Raw genomic sequence first — 21,095 nt, forward strand, 5'->3', positions numbered from 1 at the left:
TTACGTTTCCGCTCAGGTTTCTTCTCCGCCGCGGCGGACCAGATGCAATATCTGAGTCGGTTTATTCACATTGAGTTTATTTTCAATTGTGTTCATGAATACTGCGTATTTCTCAGCCATTCATCGAGTTGTTTGAGCTTGGCCTGAATACTGGCCAGTCGGTAATTATTTACCCATCCCATCCATACCTCTCTAAGCTTTTGTAGCCGTTCCTCAAAACTGTACGGTTTGGTCTTCTTGGTAAGCTGTTTGAGCTTACGTTTCAGGTTTTCCCAGCTCTGCTTCTTCACTACCAGTTGGTATTTGCCCTTTTCCCCCTTTTTGTAGGTTGGCACGAAGCCATGGCCTAAAAGCTCAAAGTCGGAAGGTCTTCGGATTCCGCAGCACTGCGTGCGCCCCCTTCGCACTCCCGTTCTCGGGCGTCCCTGTTGATAGGCAAGTCCAGTTTGTTCTTCAGGAACAGATAGACTTCATTTCCTACTTTTTGGGCGGCTGCTTTGGACTTAGTATAGATACTGAAGTCATCGGCATAGCGCACGAATTTCATCCCTTTACTTTTGAGATACTTGTCCAGTCCATCCAACAATATATTGGACAGCAATGGGCTCAGGGGACTTCCCTGTGGCACACCTTTTCTGCGCTTGTGCAGCTTTCCGTTGATCTGGATCGGTGCTCTCAGCCACTTTCGGATCAGCCACAGGGTTGTAGGACATTTTACCCTGTTGTAGATTAACTGGAGTAGCTTGTAGTGTTGCACCTCATCAAAGAATCCTTTCAGGTCAATGTCCACAATATCCTGATAGCCATCATTGATGTGTTTCAGGGCTTGTGTTACTGCTCCGTGAAGGTTCTTTCCAGGCCGGAAACCATAGCTCTCTTCTTCGAAGGTTAGTTCGAATCGACTGGCTAATTGCTGGCTAACCGCCTGTTGAAGCCATCTATCCACTACACATGGGACTCCGAGTAATCTGGTTTTTCCGTTACTCTTGGGGATTTCTACCCCTCTGATAGCTTTAGGTACGTACCTCCTTTTCAGGATGTCGGTTAATACAGCTGTCCTGTGTTGGTCTATAAAAGACTTCAATTCGGTCACCTGCATTCCATCCACTCCCGATGAGCCTTTGTTGCCAACCACTTGGCGGTAGGCTTTATAAAGGTTTTTGGATTGTAGTACTTTTTCTATCATTACTTTGTTCTCCTTGTCCGCTTAGGGTAGGCTATTCCGCAGGAGCGGGATTCCTATCCGAATTAGGACGCAATTCAATGTTCGGTCCTTCATTATCCAGTGAGACCTCTGCAGTATTTACAGCTCGTTCCCGACAACTACTATGACCTCTGCTGACTTCTCTCGGACGTTCCAGACGTCCAGAGACCTCCCTCGGTAAGGTGAATATCCTTGTGCCTATCGCTGCTCTATCTACTATTTTGGCTTATCTCCGGAAATCAGAGTTTAGGACTTCGGCATGATGTGCTACCTCATCCAGCCTCATAGCCTCCGTATAGAGTTCCTGTTTCCCGCCTTGCGGGACAGGCTATCAGTACAGACACCGCAGTCTGGCTTACTTCAGTGCATACCTCGCGGTAAACCACCTTGCCACTTGCTTAGCTTCGGGTAACGACTCCCGCGCTTAAGGGACTTTCACCCGTTGGAACGGTCAACTAATTGACCTATATTCACCATTCAAGGCACACACAATGGCTATAAGTAATTGCTTGTTCTCGCCTACTTCTGAAAATCCTCACGGATTTTCAGTTTGGTGTGTCCTTGCAGAGTTAAGTCCCAAACCACGCAACTACTCATAGCCGAGACCGATAGGTGCCATCAAAAAAAATAAGGATGAAATTATTACTGGAAGAAATATTTGTAACCGAAGGTATTCCACAATATACTTTTGTGAAGCCTCCAAATTACAATGAAATATTGTTGGACATAAGACGAAAGGGTAAACCTGTAATAATTGAAGGTCAATCTGGAACTGGCAAAACAACAACAGCTAAGCGAATAATTAACCAATTATCGTCTGATATTGATGTTAATTATTTAACGGCAAGACAAGCAACTGACTTAGAAAAAATCATACAAATTACTAAAACAAAAGAGGCTGGTTATTATATAATTGATGATTTTCACCGCCTTTCAAATGATTTGCAAGAAGGGTTAGCAAATATCGCCAAAACAGCTGCTGAAACCCAAGATGAAAAACTCCCCAAGCTAATTATCATAGGTATTAATCAAGTAGGAGCATCATTAATAAACATGGTTCATGATATTGCAAAAAGATGTGGAATTCACAGAATTGAGCCGGGTAGTGAAGAAATTATTATAAACCTTATAAACTCTGGTACAGAAAAGCTCAACATTCAATTTGATAATCCGGCAAGAATTTATGAAGAAAGCAAAGGAGATTATTGGCTAACACAAACTCTTTGTCAGACTATTTGCACCAAAAATGACATACTTAATTTCCAAGATGAGGTTGAAATTATCGACTTTCAATTAGAAGAAATAAGGCAATCCATGGTAAGGAAACTCTCTCATTCTTACAAGGAGCCAGTTAAAGAATTCTCAAGAGGAAGAAGGTTTCGACCTAGTAATGACCCATACTTTAAACTATTAAGAATAATATCGTCTCAAAAAGGTTCGATTGTAGACTTAAATGAGTTGGCAAATGCCAACGAAGACATGAGAGCAAGTATAAATGGGATTAAAGAACGAAGATTGAATATTTTATTGGAGTCTAAGCCAATTTGTAGTCGATACTTTTTCTATAATTCTGAAAATAAAAACTTTGCTATAGAAGACCCCGCCTTGTTTTATTACATGAAGCATGTTGATTGGGAAGAAATAAGAAAAGACTGTGGCTTTAGAGATGATATTGAAACTAAGGAATTTGAAATTGCAATTTCATTTGCAGGTGAGAATAGAAAATTAGCCAAATATATAGCTGAGCAATTCGAACTAATTGATGTTCCCGTTTTTTATGATGAACTATATGAGTCAAATTATCTCGGTAAAGCATGGAGTAGAGAATTTGAAAGAATTTTTCTTACAGATTCTAGATATGTTGTTTGTTTACTTGACTCATTTCATAAAGAAAAAATCTGGCCAACATTTGAGCGCGATTGCTTCAAAAAAAGAGTTCCAAATGGGGATGTTATTCCAATATACTTGGATGATACAATCTTTGTGGGCATTCCTGATGATATCGTTGGAATCAAATATGAATGGGATGAGGAAAATATAAGTTGGCAAGAAGAAACACAGGATCAGATAGTGTTTAAAATTTGGGAAAAACTAGAATAAAACGGCACCCAACACTGTATATGAAATCATAGAACCCTGCGGGATGCTACGCTTGTTATACTAACCGTTAGCGAAAAATCAAATAACCAATGGAAAGCATTAAACTAAATCATTATTTTATTAAATATTTATTCCTTGGTTTAGGAATAATAATGGTTATTACATCCATAGTATCTTGGTTCTTTCCAAAATTATTTTGGTTTAATGGTGAGCAAATGGAACGTAGTATTTTAGCTACCTTAGTTTTTGGATTGATTGGAATTGTTTCCTTTCCCATATTTATTGCTGTCAAAGATAAATTTGTGACAGTTAAATTGGGAGGTCAAACATTAACCATAAAAAATGGGGGTGGAGAGAAAAAAATAAATTGGATGGAAGTGGAATCCCTTTCTCTAATGCAGTTTATTTATCCTCCTTTATATAAATTTAAAGGAGACAATAAAGTCTATTGGTTTAACACCGAAAACAAATTTATCAGGGCATCTGGATTAATTAAAGATTTGAGTGAAATGGGAGACTTGATTTAGAAAAAGAAAAGAGAATTAGGTATTTAATTATCCAAATCTTTTGACCACTAAACCATTAATTTCGTAAATTGAAGAAAAAATATTATGGCAAACCTCACTTTAAACAACAAGACATTAGAAAAGTATTTCGGTCTATTGAAAGGTTTGGATAATCTTTCCAAGAAAAAACTGATCATTAAATTGACCGAGTCTCTTGATATAAAAGAAGAGAAGGTAGATTTGCGAACACTTTTTGGAGCATGGGAAGATGATAAAGATTCCGATGAAATCATTAAAGAAATCAGAGAATCCAGAATAGAAAAAGTAGAAAATCCTGGTTTCGAATGAAATACCTTTTAGACACAAATATCTGCATCCATTTTTTAAGAGGAAAGTTTGGGATGATAGAAAAGTTTCAGGAGATAGGAACGGAAAATTTTGCTATTTCTGAAGTTACGTTTGCTGAACTAGTATTTGGAGCAGAAAACAGCACTAATCCCAAAAAGAATCTTGAGTTAATAGAAGTTTTTACCAATCAAATTCTTATCCTTCCGATTTTCAGTGCCATATACATTTATGGAAAAGAGAAAGCCCGATTAAGGTCAATAGGACAGATGATAAGCGATTTTGATCTATTAATCGGATGTACCGCAGTGGATAAGGGTCTGATCATGGTGACAGAAAACCGAAAGGAATTTGAAAGACTATCTGGAATCCAACTAGAAAACTGGGTAAAGAGATAAGATAAACTTTCGCTAGTCGAGTAGGTAAAGGGGAAATCCACCCCTAAACCTCTCACAGAACCGTATCCCGATACGCTTTGCTATCGGGACAGGCAGTGAATCTCTCAATTCATACGGCTCTTATTATGCAGTCGGTTATAGTCCGTTATCTTAGACTAATTTGTATCCCAGTTCCCAGTGATAGTACAGGTTTGGATAAGAGACAGTAACCTGTCTAAGCCATTTAACTGCTTTGACCTTGCTTCCTTTGAAGCTCTGGTACTTGTTCAGAATCCACCTGATCAATCGATGATGCAAATAATAAAACTCACAGGTACTGCCTGCTTGTGTTTTCCTTTTGGCATAGCATATAGGTTTCCTGTGATTCCACTATAAAGCCTGAATAGAAGTCATGCCCCCTTTATGACGGTTGCCGCATAGACAGTAATTAGGTGACTTCCATACTTATCACCGATCTCTCGATATAGACCGGATTTTGACAACGACTGGTCATTTCGTCACTTCATCGGAAGGTTCGCTTTCGCTCATCTCTTCTATCCTTACCTGACTGTTTAAACAGCCTTTTCTTCTATCGCTTCACACATCCTTGTCACCGCAGATGCATCATAGAAGTGGTTTGGTGAGTTTCCCTGAAAACCCTCACCAAGGAGCCTGCCCTCATCTTTATCATAGCTTACACAGCACACATCGAGTAGACGGCCGTGAGCCATAGGCCAACGGTGCGCCTACGCCACGGCGCACAGGTCTCACACCACCGTATCCCGATTCTCGAGACAGGCAGTACGGGTTGACTTATAGAATATCCTGAGACTTCAGGGCTTTATCCACCCTGCAAGCCGGCCCCTCGCTAAAAACTTTCACAGAAAGTTTTTTTTACGCTCGATCCTCTCACGGCAAACCACCTTGCCATTTGCTTACCTTCGGGTAACAGCCTGTCCCGATTTTTATCGGGAACTCCCGCGCTTAAGGGACTTTATTCACGAAGTATTTGCATTCAATAGTGTTCATAAATGCTTCGCATTTCACCCGTTGGAACGGTCATCGTTTTGACCTATATTCACCATGCAAGGCACACACAACATATAAAAACAATGCTCAAATCAGTCTTGAATTGAAACTCTGCGCTCGCTTGCTTAGCGGATTGACCTGCGGACAATCATAGTCGCCAGCTTGCACTGTTTTTATACGAGACGATAGCGGTCAGCCTAAAAATGACTCCATGCGAAATATGGAACAAGAAATAAAAATATCACGTATTCTCAGCAAAACGACATCTCGGCAAAACGATAATTGTTATGCAGTTTTCTGGATTCAAAATGAAGTGGGGGGAATAGAAATAAATAAAACCCTCTACAAGAACGTATCAAATGCAGTCTTTTTCTTAAACCCAACTTTTAATTGGAAAATCTTAAAAAAAGACACATCTACATCTTCAGGATACGTACTATTAATCCCAAAACAAATTTTAAATCATCCCACTTTCAAAAACCTTCACATTACCGAAGTTCGTTTTTTTAGTGCCGATGAAATACCCAAAATAAACCTTTCTCCAGGTATCGAAACTCGCATACAATCTATTCTTGAGATGATTGACGAGCTGCTTAGCACCAAGCTGAATCATCGAGAAGATGCTATACTTGCCCTACTGAACACTTTTTTTGTTTACTGCGACGGGAAGTGCAATATCAAATCTGTCATCACAGACAACAATTCAAAATCGGCTTTGGTGTATAAATTCAAAAAAAGCATTAACCAGCACATAACTCAATATCACGAGGTAGGATATTATGCCAACATCCTCAATGTATCAGACAAATACTTAAATGAATGTGTAAAGGGTGTTTTGGGTGTAAACGCCAAGCACCTTATAGATGAACAACTGGTTATGCGTTCCCGCCACAACTTGAAATTCACTGACAAAACCATCAAAGAAGTGGGGTACGAGTTGGGCTTTACCTCTCCTGATTATTTCAGTTATTTTGTCAAAAAACATACAGGTTCCACCCCTTCGCAACTACGAAAGAGTTGATTTCTCCGAAATTCTAAGAGTTTACTGTATTTTTCGCAACATCCGAAGCTTACTCCACCTCTACCTTTGTCCAAACAAAAACTAGTAAGTTATGGACAGAAAAAAATTCATTCAAACATCGGGGTTAGGGCTGGGACTCGCATTAGTTCCTGGCATAGCGAACAGTAAGCAACTTTTTGAAAAAATAGAACCTGTTGGCAATCTCAATCCTAAAATCATTAAGAACAAAGAGGGTAAAGTCCTGAATGTTCTTGGTGACGTACAGACCCACAAGTTGGTTGGTAGTGAAACTAATAATCAAATCGTGGAATGGGTTGATGATGTAGAACCGGGAGTTGGTATTCCTCCTCACATCCACACCAAGGAGGACGAGATTTTCAGGGTTATTAAAGGCCAAGTTGAAATCATAGTAGATGGCAAATCCACCGTTTTAGAAGCCGGAGATACAGCCTTTGCCCCAAAAAATATTCCCCATTCTTGGAAAGTGATAGGAACAGAAAAAGCAAAAATGATTACAAGTGCTTTCCCTGCTGGGATTGAAGTAATGTTTAACGAATTAGCAGAGTTACCTCCCGGACCACCCGATTTTGAAAAGGTTGCAAAAATATGCGGAAACCACGGAATCTCATTTCTAAAATAATAAAAAACAAGTATGAAAAAAACAGTAATAATCGGTGCCACAGGCACCATAGGAAAAGCTGTTACTCAACAGCTTACTGAAAAAGGTTATGATTTGATAGCAACATCTAGAAAATCAACCCCATCCATAGATATTGAGAACAAAGAATCCATAGACAAATTTTTTGCTGACAAAAAAGATGTGGATGCCATAATTTGTGCGGCAGGAGATGCCAGTTTTGGTGCATTTTCCAATCTCACAGACGAACAAATTAACATCGGATTAAACAGCAAGTTGATGGGTCAGGTAAATATTTGTCGAAAAGCGTTGGACGCATTGAAACCCAATGGAGCTATTATCCTTACTGGAGGTATCTTTGCTCACAACCCTTGGCCTGAAACTACCAACATTGCTATGGTAAATGCTGCATTGGAAGGATTTGTTAAAGCACTTGCGTTAGAGTTGAGCGAAGGACGCAGGATTTTGCTGGTACACCCGCCATTTGTCAAAGAGACCGCCCAAGCTATGGGAATGGACGACAGTAATTGCCCAACAGCAAAGGAAGTTGCCCGTGTGTATGTACGAGGTTTGGAAGGCAAAGAAACCGGAAAAGCAGTTTATGTAGATGAATAAAGCCCGAACCGCTAGTCGAGTAGGTAAAGGGGAATTCCACCCCTAAACCTCTCATAGAACCGTATCCCGATACGCTTTGCTATCGGGACAGGCAGTGAATCTCTCGATTCATACGGCTCTTATTATGCAGTCGGATAGTCCATTTTGTTAGACTAATTTGTATCCCAGTTCCCAGTGATAAAACAGGTTTGGATAAGAAACCGTCACTTGCCTAAGCCATTTAATTGCTTTGACCTTGCTTCCTTTGAAGCTTTTGTACTTGTTCAGAATCCATCTGATCATTCGGTGGTGCAGGTAATAAAACACAGGCCTTAAACTTCTGCGACTAATTTTCCCATAATAATTTACCCACCCTCGTATCTTTGGATTTAGCACTATTGCCAGATCCTGAATACCTCGCTGGGTTTTGTTATGGAAATTGAGCTTTCGAAGTTCGCCGTTGATACGCACCTTGGACTTTCGGCTCATCTTACAGTCAAACTTCAGATAGCTTCCCCCATTTCTTAATCTGTTTCTTATGGGCTGAAAACTAAAACCCAGAAAATCAAACTGAACAGGATAGCCATCCAGATTTCTGCCATCTTTCTTACAATACACGATTTTGGTCTTTTCAGGATGGGCTTTTAAACCGCAATTTTCAAGACGTCCTTTCAGGTCTGTAAGTGTTCTGACAGCTTCCTGATGGCTATTGCAATGGATAATAAGGTGTCTCCACAGTTTAACTAATGGGAAAACCCCAGCTTTTGGTTATCGCAGGATGCAAGGGAGCGGGTAAATCTTCTTATTCACGCATCCTATCCCCGGAAGGCAGTGAAGTTTTTGATTATGATAAATATTTCCTCGAAATCTATTCAACGATAATCCCTACAGATTTCCAGGATCAGATGGCTCACAGTATAACCTTCCAAAAGCTTGAGACTCAAATTGATCAAGCTATTAATGCCTGAAAGTCTTCTGCCTACGAAACCAATTTCAATTCTTGTAGGTAGGCACAAAACCATAACCCAACAGCTAAATATCGGAGCGTAAGGCCGGGACGGTGGTCAATATTCTACGACAAGAATACAAACAGTTTTCAAACGTGCTATCGAGAAAAGTAATTCCAATCCGTGGGCTACTGTCCATACCCTGCGGCATAGCTTTGCTACACATTTGCTTCAAAAAGGGGCAAACCTTCGATACGTTCAGGCACTGTTGGGGTATGAGAATAGCAAGACAACCGAGATTTATACCCATGTACTGTCTATTTCAAATAATAATACCCAAAGTCCGCTTGATTTGAACGACGAAATTCTTACTTTGAAAACGACAGCAACCCAAAGTGCTGTGGACAATGGCGATATAGACACAATATGGTAGAAGGCGTGCTGTAATCACAGGTGTTGGCAGTAATTTGAGAATCCAAAAATAAATCGAAATATCTGTCATATTTAGATAGCTCTTGTCACTAATATAAGTAGAGAGTTAAATAGAAAAAATGCAAAAAACAACAACAAATACGTTTGAACAGATAATTGAAGAAAATAAAGGGAAAATTTACAGAATTTGTAAAATATATTCGGTTTCACCTTTAGAGCCTCAAGACCTTTTTCAGGAAGTCCTTTATGCAATTTGGAAATCTATTTTAACATTTAAAGGTAATTCAAATATTAACACTTGGATTTATAGAATTACACTTAATGTATGTCTTCGGTCAAAACAAAAGTTAGAGGAAAAGAATTTTAAGACAGTTCGTTTAGAATCTATTCAATTTGTTCCTGTTGAAATTCCTCTTGATACGACACAACAAGAAAAACACAACGCACTTACTTCTTGCATCTCTTCATTGAATGAAAACGATAAATCAATCATCATTCTTTATTTAGAAGAATTGAAATATAAAGAAATTGCAGAAATTACTGGAATGACAGAGAATCACATTGCAGTGAAAATGAAAAGAATAAAAAAAACTCTATTGAATTGTATAACAAATAAACTATAATATTATGTGGGATAATGAACAAAAAGCCATTTGGCAAGACATAAAAGATACTTGGAATGAACAACCTCAATCGGAAAAAATTAATATTCAGGTATCAAAACTCATAGAAGAATTTAAAGGTAAGGTAAGTCAATTCGAGAAAGATTCGATTAATTCAGACATAGCTACTTTGAAAGTAAACTGGGCTAAAACTAAAAGAAATAAAGTCAGTCAATTTGAAAAAGATTCAATAAAAAAAGACATCAATATCATTTCCGAATTTATAAAGAAGGTAATTGATAGATTTAAGCGATAAAAACTACTGCCAGTCGAGTAGACGGCCTCGCCAACCGTTAAGTTGACGAGGTGCGCCTACGCCACGGCGCACAGGTCTCACACCACCGTATCCCGATTCTCGGGACAGGCAGTACGGGTTGACTTATAGAATATCCTGAGACTTCAGGGCTTCATCCACCCTGCAAGCCGGCCCCTCGCTAAAAACTTTCACAGAAAGTTTTTTTTACGCTCGATCCTCTCACGGCAAACCACCTTGCCACTTGCTTACCTTCCGGTAACAGCCTGTCCCGATTTTTATCGGGAACTCCCGCGCTTAAGGGACTTTATTCACTAAGTATTTGCATTCAATAGTGTTCATGAATGCTTCGCATTTCACCCGTTGGAACGACCATCTTTTTGATCTATATTCACCATTCAAGGCACACACAGCACCTTGGATACAGCGGGCGGTTCGGAGTAAATTGAAAATTCAGTATCTTTAAAAGGTTAGGCGTAGGCTGGAAGAGAACAGCTCCAAATTCCCGCCGTCTCCAAGCTGAATCTCGTTATGTGCAAGGCAACAGCTAAAAAAGAGATTTCCCAAATAGAAAGTTATTGAATACTGCATGGAAAATGAATTGAAACCATTTTGGAGAAAGTTTTTTGATTTCAACTGGAAGTTCGGATTGTTCTTAATTCTAATAATTTGTGTCCCCAGATTTATTTTGGTTTTGAATGCAAATGAAACTTCGAATTACAGATATATCGGTGTGATAATGACTGTCTCTGCTATTGCACCGTTTATATTTTTGAACAAACATGGTAAAAAAACAATCGGACTAGCTAAATCTAAAAATTACTCTTGGTTAGTATGGAGTTTCGTTTTTGGCCTAATTTTTAGTGTTGTACTCTATTTCTTGGGAGATTTAATTTACAATGACACATTTCAGAACTGGTACGTTTACATTGGAAACTCATACAACATTCCAACAGAGATAGAGCCAAACGACAAATTGATTATGTTCGTAATCATGGCAATAGTTGGAATGACTTTTAGCCCGATTGGAGAAGAATTGTTTTTCAGAGGAATTGTTCATTCATGTTTTGCGAAATCACTTGGAGACAAAAAAGCATCAATTATTGACAGTTCTGCATTTGCTTTAACTCATATTTCACACTTTGGACTGGTGTTTATCAATAATGAATGGGATTTTTTAATAACCCCAACCATAATTTGGGTTTTGGGTATGTTCTTGGTTAGTATTTTGTTTTACAAGTGTAGAGAGAAATCAGGTTCTTTAACTGGGGCAATAATATGTCATTCGGCTTTCAACTTGGGAATGATTTATTGTATTTTCTATTTACTAAACTAATCCAAGATTGCGCAGGACGTACAGTCGTTCCTTGAATTGACAACAGATTTCGACTCGTTTGATTAACAACATTTTTAAAATGATAAAGATTTGTGAACTAAAAACGGACGACAGAACGCCCTTCACACAATCGTGTAGACGGCTCCGCCAGATTCCTCTGGCGGGGAGCGCCTCACTCACCACCGTACTTACGGGTCTCGTATACAGCGGTTCATAGAATCCTCTGTAAACAGGAAAAAGATTGCTATCGGACTCTGTTTATCTAAAGAAGGTGTGACAGACTGTTAGAAGTCCTTTGATGGAATCTCAACTCAAAGTCTGGCGAAATCGTAGCTCAGGAAGATTTTTTTTATTAAACTCAACAGTAATAGAACAACTAAACCCGAATTCTGCATTAGCAATTCTACGCCACGGCGCACAAGTTATTGCGGGATTTAATTGCTTCAAAATTAGTTACTACGTTGCTGTTTTCGACTTCACCATAGCGGTGCTATGCCTCAGTCTCCAAACAGCCTTATTTTGTTGCAATAAAACCCCTCATAACGAAACCTAATGCAGGATTCGGGCTAAAGGAAACCATCTATGGAAACGATCCAAGTTGAAATTTTAAATCCAAAGGCTGAAAAATCTTTTGAAGGAATTAGCTGAATTGGATTTGATCAAGATCAGCGTTGGATCTTGCTAAGATCTTGTTTCAAGCGCTTCAAATTTTAAATCCTTCCATGGCTGTCAAAGTAACAACCCAGACAATTACGCATGAAATGAATATGCCGATAGCATTAGCAAAAAATGCCTTTTTACGCTCTAATCCAAAAAGAAACCCAGCAATAGTTCCAGCATAAACCCCAGTTCCAGGAAAAGGCATTGCCACGAAAACCATTAGACCCCAAAAACCATATTTCCTGACGTTTTTTCCTGCTCCCGCCTTTGTGCGGCGGCCTACAAAAATCGCAGCCTTCTTGTAATAATACCACTTCAAAAAGTGTCGATTGACTACATCAAAAAAGAAATTCATCATTGGAAAGACCAACAAATTAGCCAAAAAGCTACAAATAAAAGCCCAATAAATATTCACGCCCTTGAGTAAGGCGTAGGGAATTCCAACTTTAGCCTCCCCAAAAGGTGAAATGCTCCAAAGCACTGCGGTAAGTAAATCTAATAACATTCATTAGTAATTGAATACGGCAAAAGTAATCTGTTTCGGAGTGGTAATCATGCAAAATCTATGATGAATTATATGAACTAATCTTGCCCAAATCATTAACCGTTGCAATCCGTCTAGGTATGTCAGGCTGAATCTTTTCACATGATATATTCTAAATCTAGGTGCAGTCCCCTATTTTCTAGATCAGTTACCAAATTGGCGTCGGACTAGACGTCGTTTGTAACTGCGTACTTGCCATAGCCGTGGAACGGTAGAATTATTTGGTAAAAAAAAACAGCGTTAATTCAAATTTAACACCTATCTTCTCCTTCCAAACGGTTATGTAATCTGGTTAAAAATATCAGAAGCTTACACATGCCTAGCCTTTTTAAAAGTTCACGGTCTTTTTTTTATCTAAAACAAATACGCCAATCTCCAACGTCATTCCTTTAACAATACGGAATTGACACATCCTACTGTAAAGTAATCAATCATTCGATAGGCCAAACCGCTCAGCCTTTTTAACAGAGTAGGAAAATTTTAATTATTTAATATGAAAAATTCTCAATGGAGTAAACTGAAATCCTGTATGATGTTGCTTGCGACAGCGAGTGTCATGTATTCATGTAGTCTGGATACGTTAACAGACGATTTACAAGAGGCAGATCTGCAAAACGAACAAATTCTGCAAAATACAGATCTGCAAAACGCAAACATGCGGATAGCACCGACTGTATCGTGTGCTAAAGGTTGTATTGAAGAGGGGAGTGAAATTTACTATCCTGCCTCCGACATGACTATGGAAAGCGTTGGCCCAAACACAAAATCGGTAAGCTACTCCGCTTACAACACTGAAACAGATTTTGTAGTGGAAGTGACGTATGCCATTAGCGCCGGACCATCAAATGCAGAAGCCACTATAACGATTGATATCGATGGCAGTGAGGTGGAATTCACAGAGGTAAGCTCAGGAAGCACGGTTAGCCATACGGTGCCGCTTGCAGAAGACTGGGCAGGATGTGATGAGGTTAATTTTAGCGTTGTTCAAGAGGGATTAGGCACGCCAATCACATTCAACGAAAGCTATGCTTTAATCCCCGTTTGTCCCGAAATAGCAATAGGTGCTGCATACCAAGGGGGAATAATTGCCTATATCTTACAGTCAGGTGACCCAGGCTATGTGGCAAATGAGACCCACGGCATAATAGCTGCAACAAGCGACCTAGGCCCAGCAGTATGGGGTTGTTATCACACTTTAATTGGAGGTACAAGTACAGCAATAGGTACCGGTGCGGCAAATACCGCAGCTATAATAGAGGGTTGTTTAACCGTTGGTATAGCTGCTCAACTTTGTGCCGGTTTAGAATTAGGTGGTTATGACGATTGGTATTTACCCAGCAAAGATGAGTTGAACTTAATGTACCAAAATATTGGCCAAGGAAATGCCCTTGGATTAGGAAATGTTGGCGGTTTTGTTAGTGCCTTATATTGGAGTTCCAGCCAGTTAAATACCAACTATGCTTGGCTACAGGACTTCCACACTGGCTCCCAGCACTACACCAATAAGGACTACACCCTCTACTATGTTCGTGCAGTTAGGGCTTTTTAACTATTTAACTGCAAAGCTTTTTCAAAAGAAAACAGATGATGTTGTCTAGGCACATTGATACAGGCAACATGTAAAAACAAAATATGTATATCCACAATTCTGCCACTTGCCAAATTTAATAGCATTTCACCACGACTTGGTTCGACCAGCTCTCCAACCGTCGCTCGGTGTCCGGTAGTTTTGTTTTTAGAGGAGGGGCTGTTTCAAAAGTAGGGACAGCCTCTGCTTTATTCAGGTAGGTATCTGAGTTCAATCCTGGTTATCTGAGCGTAGTCCCCTATTTTCTAGATCAGTTACCAAAGTGGCGTCGGACTAGAGGTCGTTTGTAACTACGCACTTGCCATAGCCGTGGAACGGTAAAATTCATTGGTAAAAATAAAACATCGTTAATTCAAATTTAACACCTATCTTCTCCTTCCAACCGGTTTGGTAATCTGGTTAAAAATATCAGAGGCTTACACATGCCTAGCCTTTTAAAAAGTTCACGGACTTTTTTTTATCTAAAACAAATACGCCAATCTCCAACGCCATTCCTTTAACAATACGGAATTGACACCTCCTACTGTACTAAGTCTTTAAAACCTAGCCATAAGCACTATTTTTACGCAACCTATTTTTTTAAAAAAAACGGATAATCTCACTGATAATGAGTTGTTTGAGAAAAATTAATTTTTATTTGGACAGAATTTTTTGGGGATTTATTGCTTAAATTAATCACTGAATTCAAATTCCGCTTTTTTAAAAAAAACTCATACAACCAAAAATTCTTATCGCTATGAAAACTTCATTTGCCATGTTTTTGACAGGGTTTACTATAGCCCTGTTTAGCCAATGCTCTGAAAAAAAAGCAGAAGTCAGTACCATTCCTGATGAAAATATTTCAACCCAAAGCACCATTTACAATGGATTTGAAAGTCAGGTAAAATGGGGTGAACATCTGGTGCTTATCGGTGGGTGTAATGATTGCCATACACCTAAAAAACTTGCCCCAGGTGGTGCTGTACATTTGGACACTGCTCTTTGGCTTGCCGGACATCCGGCAGAAATGCCAAGTTTTGAAGTAGATAGGAAAAACTTGGAAAGTAAGGGACTTATCGTTACTCAGGATCTTACAGAGTGGGTCGGACCATGGGGCGTATCCTTTGCTGCCAATCTTACTCCCGATGAAACCGGCATTGGCAACTTTACAGAGGAACAGTTTTTTCGGGTCCTACGCGAGGGAAAATATAAAGGCTTGGTTAACTCAAGACCTATATTACCTCCTATGCCATGGGAAATGTACCGTCATATGACCGATAATGAGATAAAGGCCATCTTTGCTTACCTCAAAACTATCAAGCCCGTAAAAAACATAGTACCTGCACCCTTACCGCCGATAGGTGTAAACTAGCGCTTCAAAACAGAAGTATACTCCTTTATTACCAAAAATGATTGGAAATTCATTGGGGAATTAAAGGCTTAATATAGCCCAATTCTGTGACGGAATTGGGCTTTATTTAGTACGCCCAAATTACCTGAACCTGAGGTTGTTATTTTTCTCAATTTACTAAGCATGAGTATTTTTTGTGTGTAGGCCCGTAATTTTCCTTTATTTTCTTTAAACATTTGAAAATTAGGAGGAATGTTTGGTTTTGGATATACTCAGTAATCGGACTTCCAACCCGTTAAATACAGAAAATTCGTTGACTGTTAAAAACCCGTCCTTTCTACGCGAATCCGGACGAACACGGAAAAAGCAGAGCCCGGCCTGTTGGTTTGATAAAACCCGCAATTCATGTTTTTTCAGTTATGGTATTGCAAAAATCCCGACAATAGTAACGATCAAAAGACAAATTAGTATTGTGGCTGTTTTCCAGAAAATATGGGCTTTGCGAAGCTCCATAAACCCGAAAGCAACCAGAAAAAACTTGGCCCCTGAGATACTCATAATTAATAACGGAATAAACTTTATAAACTCGGGATGGACATAGAACGCCAAACTGGTCAACAGTGTAAATCCAATCAATACAGCCAAGGATATCGTAAGATGATTTTTCATATTTAAAAGATCAGGTAAAGGGCGGGGAACATCAATAGCCAGATCAAATCACACATGTGCCAAAAAGCTGCCCCCGATTCTAAATCCAAAACAGTGATATCCGGGTTTACTGACCTCATTTTGAACATTATCCAGCCCAATATCACCATGCCCACAAGGACGTGTATTAAATGAAAACCTGTAAGAAGCCAATACAAAGTGAAGAACATATTATCCCCCATTTCCAGGCCTGAATTGAGTTTCTCGTAATATTCAAAGCTTTTTAACCCTACAAAAATCGCCCCTCCCATCAGGGTTAACTTAAGAAAATAGAGGGTTCTGACTTGATTTCCCAGACGGATCTGATGCACAGCATTTGCCATCATATAGCCGCTTGCTAGTAAAAACACGGTATTGACAGTGCCAATTACAGGATTGAGGTGGAGCCTGGACGCATGGAAAAGCTCAGGCTCCAATCTTCCATAATACACCAGCCCCATCAAACCCAAGCCAAACGTAATCAGCTCCAGAAATATAATAATCCAAAGCAAAATTCCTCCCGGGGGATAAAAGATGCTGCTGAAATCTGCCTTTTCTTCAATTAAATCCATTTTTTCAGCGATCAGTTATTGATGTTTAATTTTCTCGTAAAGCTTCACCAGAGACTTTAAAAGCTCCACCGGAGTAGTCAAAATCTGGTAATGGTTTTGACCAAACATCTGAGGAAGATAGTATTTGGCCTGCGCCTCTATGGCCAATGCATAGGAGTTGATCTGTCGTTCATTTAGCTCGCGAAGGGCCTGCTTTACATCCTGAATTCCGTACTTTCCTTCGTACATATCATAGTCATTGGGCTTCCCATCCGAGATAAGAATCACCCATTTATTCTTCATTTTCCGCTGGTCCATCCTCACTCCTGCATGGCGGAGTGCGGCTCCGATTCTGGTGTAGCCATTGGGTTCCACCGCCCCTATTTTATGTTTGGCGCTTTGCCAAGGCTCATCAAAATCCTTCAAGGTGAGGTAAGTGGAGTAATTGCGCGTTTTGGAGTAGAAGCTATCGATGGAAAAGTCGATTTTAAACTCATGGAGGATTTCCCCAAACAGGATGGAGACTTCCTTTTCCACATCAATCACCCGATTATTGGCTGCATAGCCGTCACTGGACAAGCTGATGTCAAGCAAAAGAAGAATTGACAGATCTTTCTCTTTTTTGCGGCTGGAGATATAGATGTTTTCAGAAGGTGTTTTCTTGGAATGCACATCGGTGTATAGATCCGTAATCGCATCAATGTCAAACTCCTCTCCCTGATTTTGCCTCCGCTGCTGATGCATTTTATTATTGATAGAAGTCAGCATTTTGCGCAAACTCATCAGCGTCGAGGCATTCTTCGAAATTGTTTTTTGGTAATAGTGAGCATCGGTTTTCATCTGCGTACGGGGATAGACCTTGCAGAAAGCCGGCTTATAATTCATTTGCTTACAATCCCATTCATTGTATTTGAGGTGAAAGCCTTTCTCATCCGATTCAGCACTTTCGGAGATGGTGGTATTCTCGACAAATTCTGCCTGATACACCGAGTGAGCAGTGTCATCCACCCGCACCGTAAACCTCATACTCAATTCTTCCAAGGCATCCTGATGATCTGCCAGGTCATCTTTCCCGTCAAAATCTCTCCAAACTCCGTTGGCTTCTTCCGCGGTTTCCACCTTTTCAAAGTTGTGGGTCATCACATAATCTTCCTGTTGCTTCTTATCTATAGTCAGACTCTTGACTTCCTCTACTGCCCTTGCCTGCAAAGTGGTGGTTGGAGGAGTTTCTTTGCCATTTTTAGTTTTATCATCAAAGTTTTGAAGCATATCCGTTTGTCTTGCTTCAGACTCATTGCACATCCATTTTCCGTAGAGCCAAGAGTAGTCTCCCGGTGTTTTAGTTGAAGCTTTTGACTCAAAATATTCTTTAAATCGATCATGAAGTTGGGAAGCTATCGGGTATTCCTTCTCCAGTGCATTAATAACTTCAGGGGCGCTTTCACATGCCTTTTTTCTGGAAAGTAAAAGATCATCTGTTTCCTGTACCCAATTCATTCCCAATTTCTGCTGAGCTGACAGGTAAAGGATCCTCAGGAAGTAAAAAGAGAGGTTTTCTTCAAAAGTCGGAAATTCTGAAAAGGATATTGGAAGAAAAAAGTTGTTGTTCTTGTAACCACCCTCCCTTTCTGCCGGAAAAATCTCAATCGCTTTTCCAGTTGCCGCACGGGCAAGAATAGTCAGCCGGGGTTTGAGGCTTTCCAAATCAACCTTATGGGTCATTTTCTCCTCAGCAGAAAGTCGGTTTTTTTTAAAGTATTTGACCGCCCATCCAAAAATCCATTCATCTAAATCCAGTCCCATCGTTGTCAGGATATTGGTAAGTTTTTAAATTGTATTTACGCTTTTCTACTAGTAGGCGATTTTCTTTAAGTAACTGATTGGAAGACCGAAGTAATCCAAAATCAACCATTCCTCTGGATTTTCAATTGTTTAAATAAACCAGTGGCAAGATTGCGGGAATACATATTTTATTATTCAATATGCCAAGTTCCAGGAAGCCTGTATTTCAAGAGAAATGCAAGAACCTCAGGAACCCAATTCCAGTTGGAAATAGCAACTTTGTTTACTTTCGCCTTAAATCATCAATCCGCAAAGATCCTTCATCGCCTGCACAGTCTGAAGATCATCCGTCAATGGCTCTACAATGGCAACATTGACGGAAAGTCTCTTAGGTAGTCCGCTATGAATCAACTTAGCCGCATCCACTAAGAGTCGGGTAGAGACAGTTTCAGTCAGTCCCAATTCGGTGAGATTCCGGATCTTCCCTCCGATTGCGACCAATTTTTTTGCAATATCTCTGTCTACACCTGTCTCATTTACGAGGATTTCAGTTTCTATTTTTGCCTCCGGGTAATCAAAAGAGAGCGCGATAAACCTTTGTCTGGTTGAAGGCTTCAGTTCCTTGAATCCTCTCTGATAGCCGGGATTGAAAGAGGCCACCAGCATAAAATCTTCGTGGGCTTTTATTGTTTCTCCCAGCTTATCAATGAATAATTCCCTTCTATGATCTGTCAGGGAGTGGATAGCCACAATTACATCCGGACGGGCTTCGGCTACTTCATCAAGGTAGAGCAATGCACCTTCTTTGACTGCCGTGGTCAATGGGCCATCCAGCCAGACTGTTTCTGCTCCTTTGATGATGAACCGACCGATCAAGTCCGTGGAGGAGGTTTCTTCATGGCAACTGATCGTAATCAATCGTTTATCAAGCTCGTGAGCCATGAATTCGACAAATCGGGATTTGCCGGTTCCAGTAGGACCTTTGAGCAGGAAAGGAATTTTATTTATGAAGGCATGTGAAAAAACCTCTGATTCCTTTTGGGTCTCGTAATAATAGGGTGCCGTAAGTACCATAACAATTTTTTTGAGGTTAACAGATGCCAAACCATTCTGGGAATAGCTCAGCATCTGTTCATTTTAAATTAATTAACCAACTCACTTTCATCAGACCCTACAGCTTGTAAAGCCTCGTCAGTAGGTCTTCCGTATTTGATAAACTCATAGATATACAGTCCAATACCTATCGCAAATAATGTGGCATTAATCAGCATGACCACAAAGTGGATTTTCACTTCCTCCTGCGCAACCATGAAATCCATACCCATTATTCTTTCCAGGTAAACCTGTACCACACCGGCAACACCGAGCGCTACGACCATCCCCAGCATTCCGATATTGGAAAGCCAGAAAGCAAGGTGACCTGCAATCTTATCATGCCGCTTACGTCCCGTCATGTTTGGCATAGAGTAACTGATGATCGCCAATACAATCATGGCATAGGCACCCCAGAAGGCATAATGCCCGTGCATGGCAGTGACTAATGTTCCGTGGGTATAAAGGTTGGTTTGAGGCAAGGTATGTGCAAATCCCAATAAACCAGCACCGATAAAGGAGACAATAGCTGCGCCGATGGTCCAGAAAAGCGCCAACTTGTTTGGGTGATTTCTTTCACCTTTTCTGTACATATAGACTGCAAATAGCGCCATGGCAAGGAAGGCCAACGGTTCAAGTGCTGAGAAAATCCCGCCTACAACTAACCAGATTTTATTGACTCCGATGTAGTAATAATGGTGACCTGTACCCAATACGCCCGACAGGAATGTAAGGCCTACTATGACGTAGAGCCATTTTTCGATCACTTCCCTGTCCACTCCTGTTAGCTTAATCAGGAGAAATGCAAGAATACCTCCCATGATGAGTTCCCAAACACCTTCAACCCAAAGATGGACAACCCACCAGCGGAAAAACGAATCCGTCACCTGAGAGTCAAACCAAATCATACCAGGTAAATACAAGAGCGCTGCAAACACCAAACCCATGGTCAAAACCATCGCGGTCGTCGTTTGCCTCTTTCCCTTAAACAAAGTGACGAGGATAATACCCAGAAAGAGTAAGACGTTGATAACGACCAGATAATCAAGTTCACGGGGGATTTCCAGGAATTTACGTCCTTCCCATATATTAAAATGGTATCCCGTGATTGCGACTACACCCACCACAGCAAGGGAAATCAATTGTACATAGGCCAGCTTGACACTGACCAATTCCCGTTGAGCTTCTTCAGGAATGATGTAATAAGCTGCACCCATAAAACCGGTCAGCAACCAAACGACCAATAAATTGGTGTGAACAGCACGTGCGGTATTAAAAGGAATCCACTCATGGAGTCCATCCATGCCGATCCGAGCAAAACCCATGACAAAACCATAGACAATCTGCAAAGTGAAGAGCAGCATGCATAAGGCAAAAAACCAATAGGCTACCTGTTGTGATTTATATTTCATAATGAT

The 21,095-nt window shown here is 40.2% G+C and carries 22 protein-coding genes and 1 pseudogene; 14 read left to right on the forward strand and 9 right to left on the reverse strand.

What is annotated here, in order from left to right; translation table 11 throughout:
- Positions 1 to 92 precede the first annotated feature (92 nt).
- On the reverse strand, positions 93 to 335 hold the full coding sequence (locus tag U3A58_RS04745) for a group II intron maturase-specific domain-containing protein (protein ID WP_323822247.1): 243 nt from the start codon (positions 333 to 335) through the stop codon (positions 93 to 95).
- A gap of 11 nt (positions 336 to 346) precedes the next feature.
- Entirely contained in the window at positions 347 to 1,186 is an 840-nt protein-coding gene (locus U3A58_RS04750; protein WP_323822248.1) for a reverse transcriptase domain-containing protein, read from the reverse strand.
- Between the two features lie 651 nt (positions 1,187 to 1,837).
- Between U3A58_RS04750 and U3A58_RS04755 the strand changes: the two genes are divergently transcribed.
- The 7 genes from U3A58_RS04755 (at position 1,838) to U3A58_RS04785 (ending at position 7,834) form a co-directional block, all read left to right on the forward strand.
- On the forward strand, positions 1,838 to 3,304 hold the full coding sequence (locus U3A58_RS04755) for an nSTAND3 domain-containing NTPase (RefSeq protein ID WP_323822249.1): 1,467 nt from the start codon (positions 1,838 to 1,840) through the stop codon (positions 3,302 to 3,304).
- 89 nt (positions 3,305 to 3,393) lie between these two features.
- Complete coding sequence (locus tag U3A58_RS04760; RefSeq protein ID WP_323822250.1) at positions 3,394 to 3,831, forward strand: hypothetical protein; 438 nt, start codon at positions 3,394 to 3,396, stop codon at positions 3,829 to 3,831.
- 84 nt (positions 3,832 to 3,915) lie between these two features.
- Complete coding sequence (locus tag U3A58_RS04765; protein WP_323822251.1) at positions 3,916 to 4,158, forward strand: hypothetical protein; 243 nt, start codon at positions 3,916 to 3,918, stop codon at positions 4,156 to 4,158.
- Positions 4,155 to 4,553, forward strand: a complete 399-nt coding sequence (locus U3A58_RS04770; RefSeq protein ID WP_323822252.1) for a type II toxin-antitoxin system VapC family toxin — start codon at positions 4,155 to 4,157, stop codon at positions 4,551 to 4,553. The genes U3A58_RS04765 and U3A58_RS04770 overlap by 4 nt, the downstream gene beginning before the upstream one ends.
- Before the next feature lie 1,228 nt (positions 4,554 to 5,781).
- A complete protein-coding gene (locus U3A58_RS04775) occupies positions 5,782 to 6,582 on the forward strand; it encodes a helix-turn-helix domain-containing protein (protein ID WP_323822253.1) in 801 nt (266 codons plus the stop codon).
- Positions 6,583 to 6,673: 91 nt separating this feature from the next.
- Complete coding sequence (locus tag U3A58_RS04780) at positions 6,674 to 7,222, forward strand: cupin domain-containing protein (RefSeq protein ID WP_323822254.1); 549 nt, start codon at positions 6,674 to 6,676, stop codon at positions 7,220 to 7,222.
- A gap of 12 nt (positions 7,223 to 7,234) precedes the next feature.
- Positions 7,235 to 7,834: a short chain dehydrogenase gene (locus U3A58_RS04785; protein ID WP_323822255.1), complete on the forward strand. Its 600-nt coding sequence runs from the start codon at positions 7,235 to 7,237 to the stop codon at positions 7,832 to 7,834.
- Positions 7,835 to 7,981: 147 nt separating this feature from the next.
- On the opposite strand, the gene U3A58_RS04790 is transcribed toward U3A58_RS04785, so the two are convergent.
- Complete coding sequence (locus U3A58_RS04790) at positions 7,982 to 8,431, reverse strand: group II intron maturase-specific domain-containing protein (protein ID WP_323822256.1); 450 nt, start codon at positions 8,429 to 8,431, stop codon at positions 7,982 to 7,984.
- A gap of 128 nt (positions 8,432 to 8,559) precedes the next feature.
- On the opposite strand from U3A58_RS04790, the gene U3A58_RS04795 reads away from it, so the two are divergent.
- From U3A58_RS04795 to U3A58_RS04815, 5 genes and pseudogenes are all read left to right on the forward strand, one after another.
- Positions 8,560 to 8,781 carry a hypothetical protein gene (locus U3A58_RS04795; protein ID WP_323822257.1) on the forward strand — a complete coding sequence of 74 codons (222 nt, stop codon included), beginning with the start codon at positions 8,560 to 8,562 and terminating at the stop codon, positions 8,779 to 8,781.
- A 100-nt stretch (positions 8,782 to 8,881) separates the two neighbouring features.
- Positions 8,882 to 9,193, forward strand: a pseudogene (locus tag U3A58_RS04800) (tyrosine-type recombinase/integrase); the annotation flags it as partial.
- 118 nt (positions 9,194 to 9,311) lie between these two features.
- Positions 9,312 to 9,815, forward strand: coding sequence for a sigma-70 family RNA polymerase sigma factor (locus U3A58_RS04805; RefSeq protein WP_323822258.1), 504 nt, complete (start codon positions 9,312 to 9,314; stop codon positions 9,813 to 9,815).
- A 4-nt stretch (positions 9,816 to 9,819) separates the two neighbouring features.
- Positions 9,820 to 10,110: a hypothetical protein gene (locus U3A58_RS04810; RefSeq protein WP_323822259.1), complete on the forward strand. Its 291-nt coding sequence runs from the start codon at positions 9,820 to 9,822 to the stop codon at positions 10,108 to 10,110.
- Positions 10,111 to 10,696: 586 nt separating this feature from the next.
- The gene (locus tag U3A58_RS04815) at positions 10,697 to 11,443 is read left to right on the forward strand and encodes a CPBP family intramembrane glutamic endopeptidase (protein ID WP_323822260.1); all 747 of its coding nucleotides are present in this window, start codon (positions 10,697 to 10,699) and stop codon (positions 11,441 to 11,443) included.
- A gap of 703 nt (positions 11,444 to 12,146) precedes the next feature.
- On the opposite strand, the gene U3A58_RS04820 is transcribed toward U3A58_RS04815, so the two are convergent.
- Entirely contained in the window at positions 12,147 to 12,608 is a 462-nt protein-coding gene (locus tag U3A58_RS04820; RefSeq protein ID WP_323822261.1) for a COG2426 family protein, read from the reverse strand.
- A 532-nt stretch (positions 12,609 to 13,140) separates the two neighbouring features.
- Here U3A58_RS04820 and U3A58_RS04825 point away from each other — a divergent pair.
- Together U3A58_RS04825 and U3A58_RS04830 are read left to right on the forward strand one after the other, a co-directional pair.
- The gene (locus U3A58_RS04825) at positions 13,141 to 14,196 is read left to right on the forward strand and encodes an Lcl domain-containing protein (RefSeq protein WP_323822262.1); all 1,056 of its coding nucleotides are present in this window, start codon (positions 13,141 to 13,143) and stop codon (positions 14,194 to 14,196) included.
- Between the two features lie 775 nt (positions 14,197 to 14,971).
- Positions 14,972 to 15,586, forward strand: a complete 615-nt coding sequence (locus U3A58_RS04830; RefSeq protein ID WP_323822263.1) for a c-type cytochrome — start codon at positions 14,972 to 14,974, stop codon at positions 15,584 to 15,586.
- A gap of 396 nt (positions 15,587 to 15,982) precedes the next feature.
- Here U3A58_RS04830 and U3A58_RS04835 read toward each other — a convergent pair whose 3' ends face one another.
- The 5 genes from U3A58_RS04835 to U3A58_RS04855 form a co-directional block, all read right to left on the reverse strand.
- Positions 15,983 to 16,234 carry a hypothetical protein gene (locus tag U3A58_RS04835; RefSeq protein WP_323822264.1) on the reverse strand — a complete coding sequence of 84 codons (252 nt, stop codon included), beginning with the start codon at positions 16,232 to 16,234 and terminating at the stop codon, positions 15,983 to 15,985.
- Between the two features lie 2 nt (positions 16,235 to 16,236).
- Positions 16,237 to 16,824 carry a cytochrome c oxidase subunit 3 gene (locus tag U3A58_RS04840; protein WP_323822265.1) on the reverse strand — a complete coding sequence of 196 codons (588 nt, stop codon included), beginning with the start codon at positions 16,822 to 16,824 and terminating at the stop codon, positions 16,237 to 16,239.
- Between the two features lie 15 nt (positions 16,825 to 16,839).
- On the reverse strand, positions 16,840 to 18,606 hold the full coding sequence (locus U3A58_RS04845) for a nitric oxide reductase activation protein NorD (RefSeq protein ID WP_323822266.1): 1,767 nt from the start codon (positions 18,604 to 18,606) through the stop codon (positions 16,840 to 16,842).
- Positions 18,607 to 18,879: 273 nt separating this feature from the next.
- Positions 18,880 to 19,713 carry a CbbQ/NirQ/NorQ/GpvN family protein gene (locus tag U3A58_RS04850; RefSeq protein WP_323822267.1) on the reverse strand — a complete coding sequence of 278 codons (834 nt, stop codon included), beginning with the start codon at positions 19,711 to 19,713 and terminating at the stop codon, positions 18,880 to 18,882.
- A 14-nt stretch (positions 19,714 to 19,727) separates the two neighbouring features.
- A complete protein-coding gene (locus tag U3A58_RS04855; RefSeq protein WP_323822268.1) occupies positions 19,728 to 21,089 on the reverse strand; it encodes a cbb3-type cytochrome c oxidase subunit I in 1,362 nt (453 codons plus the stop codon).
- Positions 21,090 to 21,095: the final 6 nt, after the last annotated feature.

The sequence above is a fragment of the Algoriphagus persicinus genome, from assembly GCF_035156415.1.
GTDB lineage: Bacteria > Bacteroidota > Bacteroidia > Cytophagales > Cyclobacteriaceae > Algoriphagus > Algoriphagus persicinus.

Bases quoted from the DNA above. Each gene is read 5' to 3' on its own strand.
- U3A58_RS04750 (WP_323822248.1), bottom strand. From the start codon at position 1,186: ATGATAGAAAAAGTACTACAATCCAAAAACCTTTATAAAGCCTACCGC.
- U3A58_RS04755 (WP_323822249.1), top strand. From the start codon at position 1,838: ATGAAATTATTACTGGAAGAAATATTTGTAACCGAAGGTATTCCACAA.
- U3A58_RS04760 (WP_323822250.1), top strand. From the start codon at position 3,394: ATGGAAAGCATTAAACTAAATCATTATTTTATTAAATATTTATTCCTT.
- U3A58_RS04765 (WP_323822251.1), top strand. From the start codon at position 3,916: ATGGCAAACCTCACTTTAAACAACAAGACATTAGAAAAGTATTTCGGT.
- U3A58_RS04770 (WP_323822252.1), top strand. From the start codon at position 4,155: ATGAAATACCTTTTAGACACAAATATCTGCATCCATTTTTTAAGAGGA.
- U3A58_RS04775 (WP_323822253.1), top strand. From the start codon at position 5,782: ATGGAACAAGAAATAAAAATATCACGTATTCTCAGCAAAACGACATCT.
- U3A58_RS04780 (WP_323822254.1), top strand. From the start codon at position 6,674: ATGGACAGAAAAAAATTCATTCAAACATCGGGGTTAGGGCTGGGACTC.
- U3A58_RS04785 (WP_323822255.1), top strand. From the start codon at position 7,235: ATGAAAAAAACAGTAATAATCGGTGCCACAGGCACCATAGGAAAAGCT.
- U3A58_RS04795 (WP_323822257.1), top strand. From the start codon at position 8,560: ATGGGAAAACCCCAGCTTTTGGTTATCGCAGGATGCAAGGGAGCGGGT.
- U3A58_RS04805 (WP_323822258.1), top strand. From the start codon at position 9,312: ATGCAAAAAACAACAACAAATACGTTTGAACAGATAATTGAAGAAAAT.
- U3A58_RS04810 (WP_323822259.1), top strand. From the start codon at position 9,820: ATGTGGGATAATGAACAAAAAGCCATTTGGCAAGACATAAAAGATACT.
- U3A58_RS04815 (WP_323822260.1), top strand. From the start codon at position 10,697: ATGGAAAATGAATTGAAACCATTTTGGAGAAAGTTTTTTGATTTCAAC.
- U3A58_RS04820 (WP_323822261.1), bottom strand. From the start codon at position 12,608: ATGTTATTAGATTTACTTACCGCAGTGCTTTGGAGCATTTCACCTTTT.
- U3A58_RS04825 (WP_323822262.1), top strand. From the start codon at position 13,141: ATGAAAAATTCTCAATGGAGTAAACTGAAATCCTGTATGATGTTGCTT.
- U3A58_RS04830 (WP_323822263.1), top strand. From the start codon at position 14,972: ATGAAAACTTCATTTGCCATGTTTTTGACAGGGTTTACTATAGCCCTG.
- U3A58_RS04835 (WP_323822264.1), bottom strand. From the start codon at position 16,234: ATGAAAAATCATCTTACGATATCCTTGGCTGTATTGATTGGATTTACA.
- U3A58_RS04840 (WP_323822265.1), bottom strand. From the start codon at position 16,824: ATGGATTTAATTGAAGAAAAGGCAGATTTCAGCAGCATCTTTTATCCC.
- U3A58_RS04845 (WP_323822266.1), bottom strand. From the start codon at position 18,606: ATGGGACTGGATTTAGATGAATGGATTTTTGGATGGGCGGTCAAATAC.
- U3A58_RS04850 (WP_323822267.1), bottom strand. From the start codon at position 19,713: ATGCTGAGCTATTCCCAGAATGGTTTGGCATCTGTTAACCTCAAAAAA.
- U3A58_RS04855 (WP_323822268.1), bottom strand. From the start codon at position 21,089: ATGAAATATAAATCACAACAGGTAGCCTATTGGTTTTTTGCCTTATGC.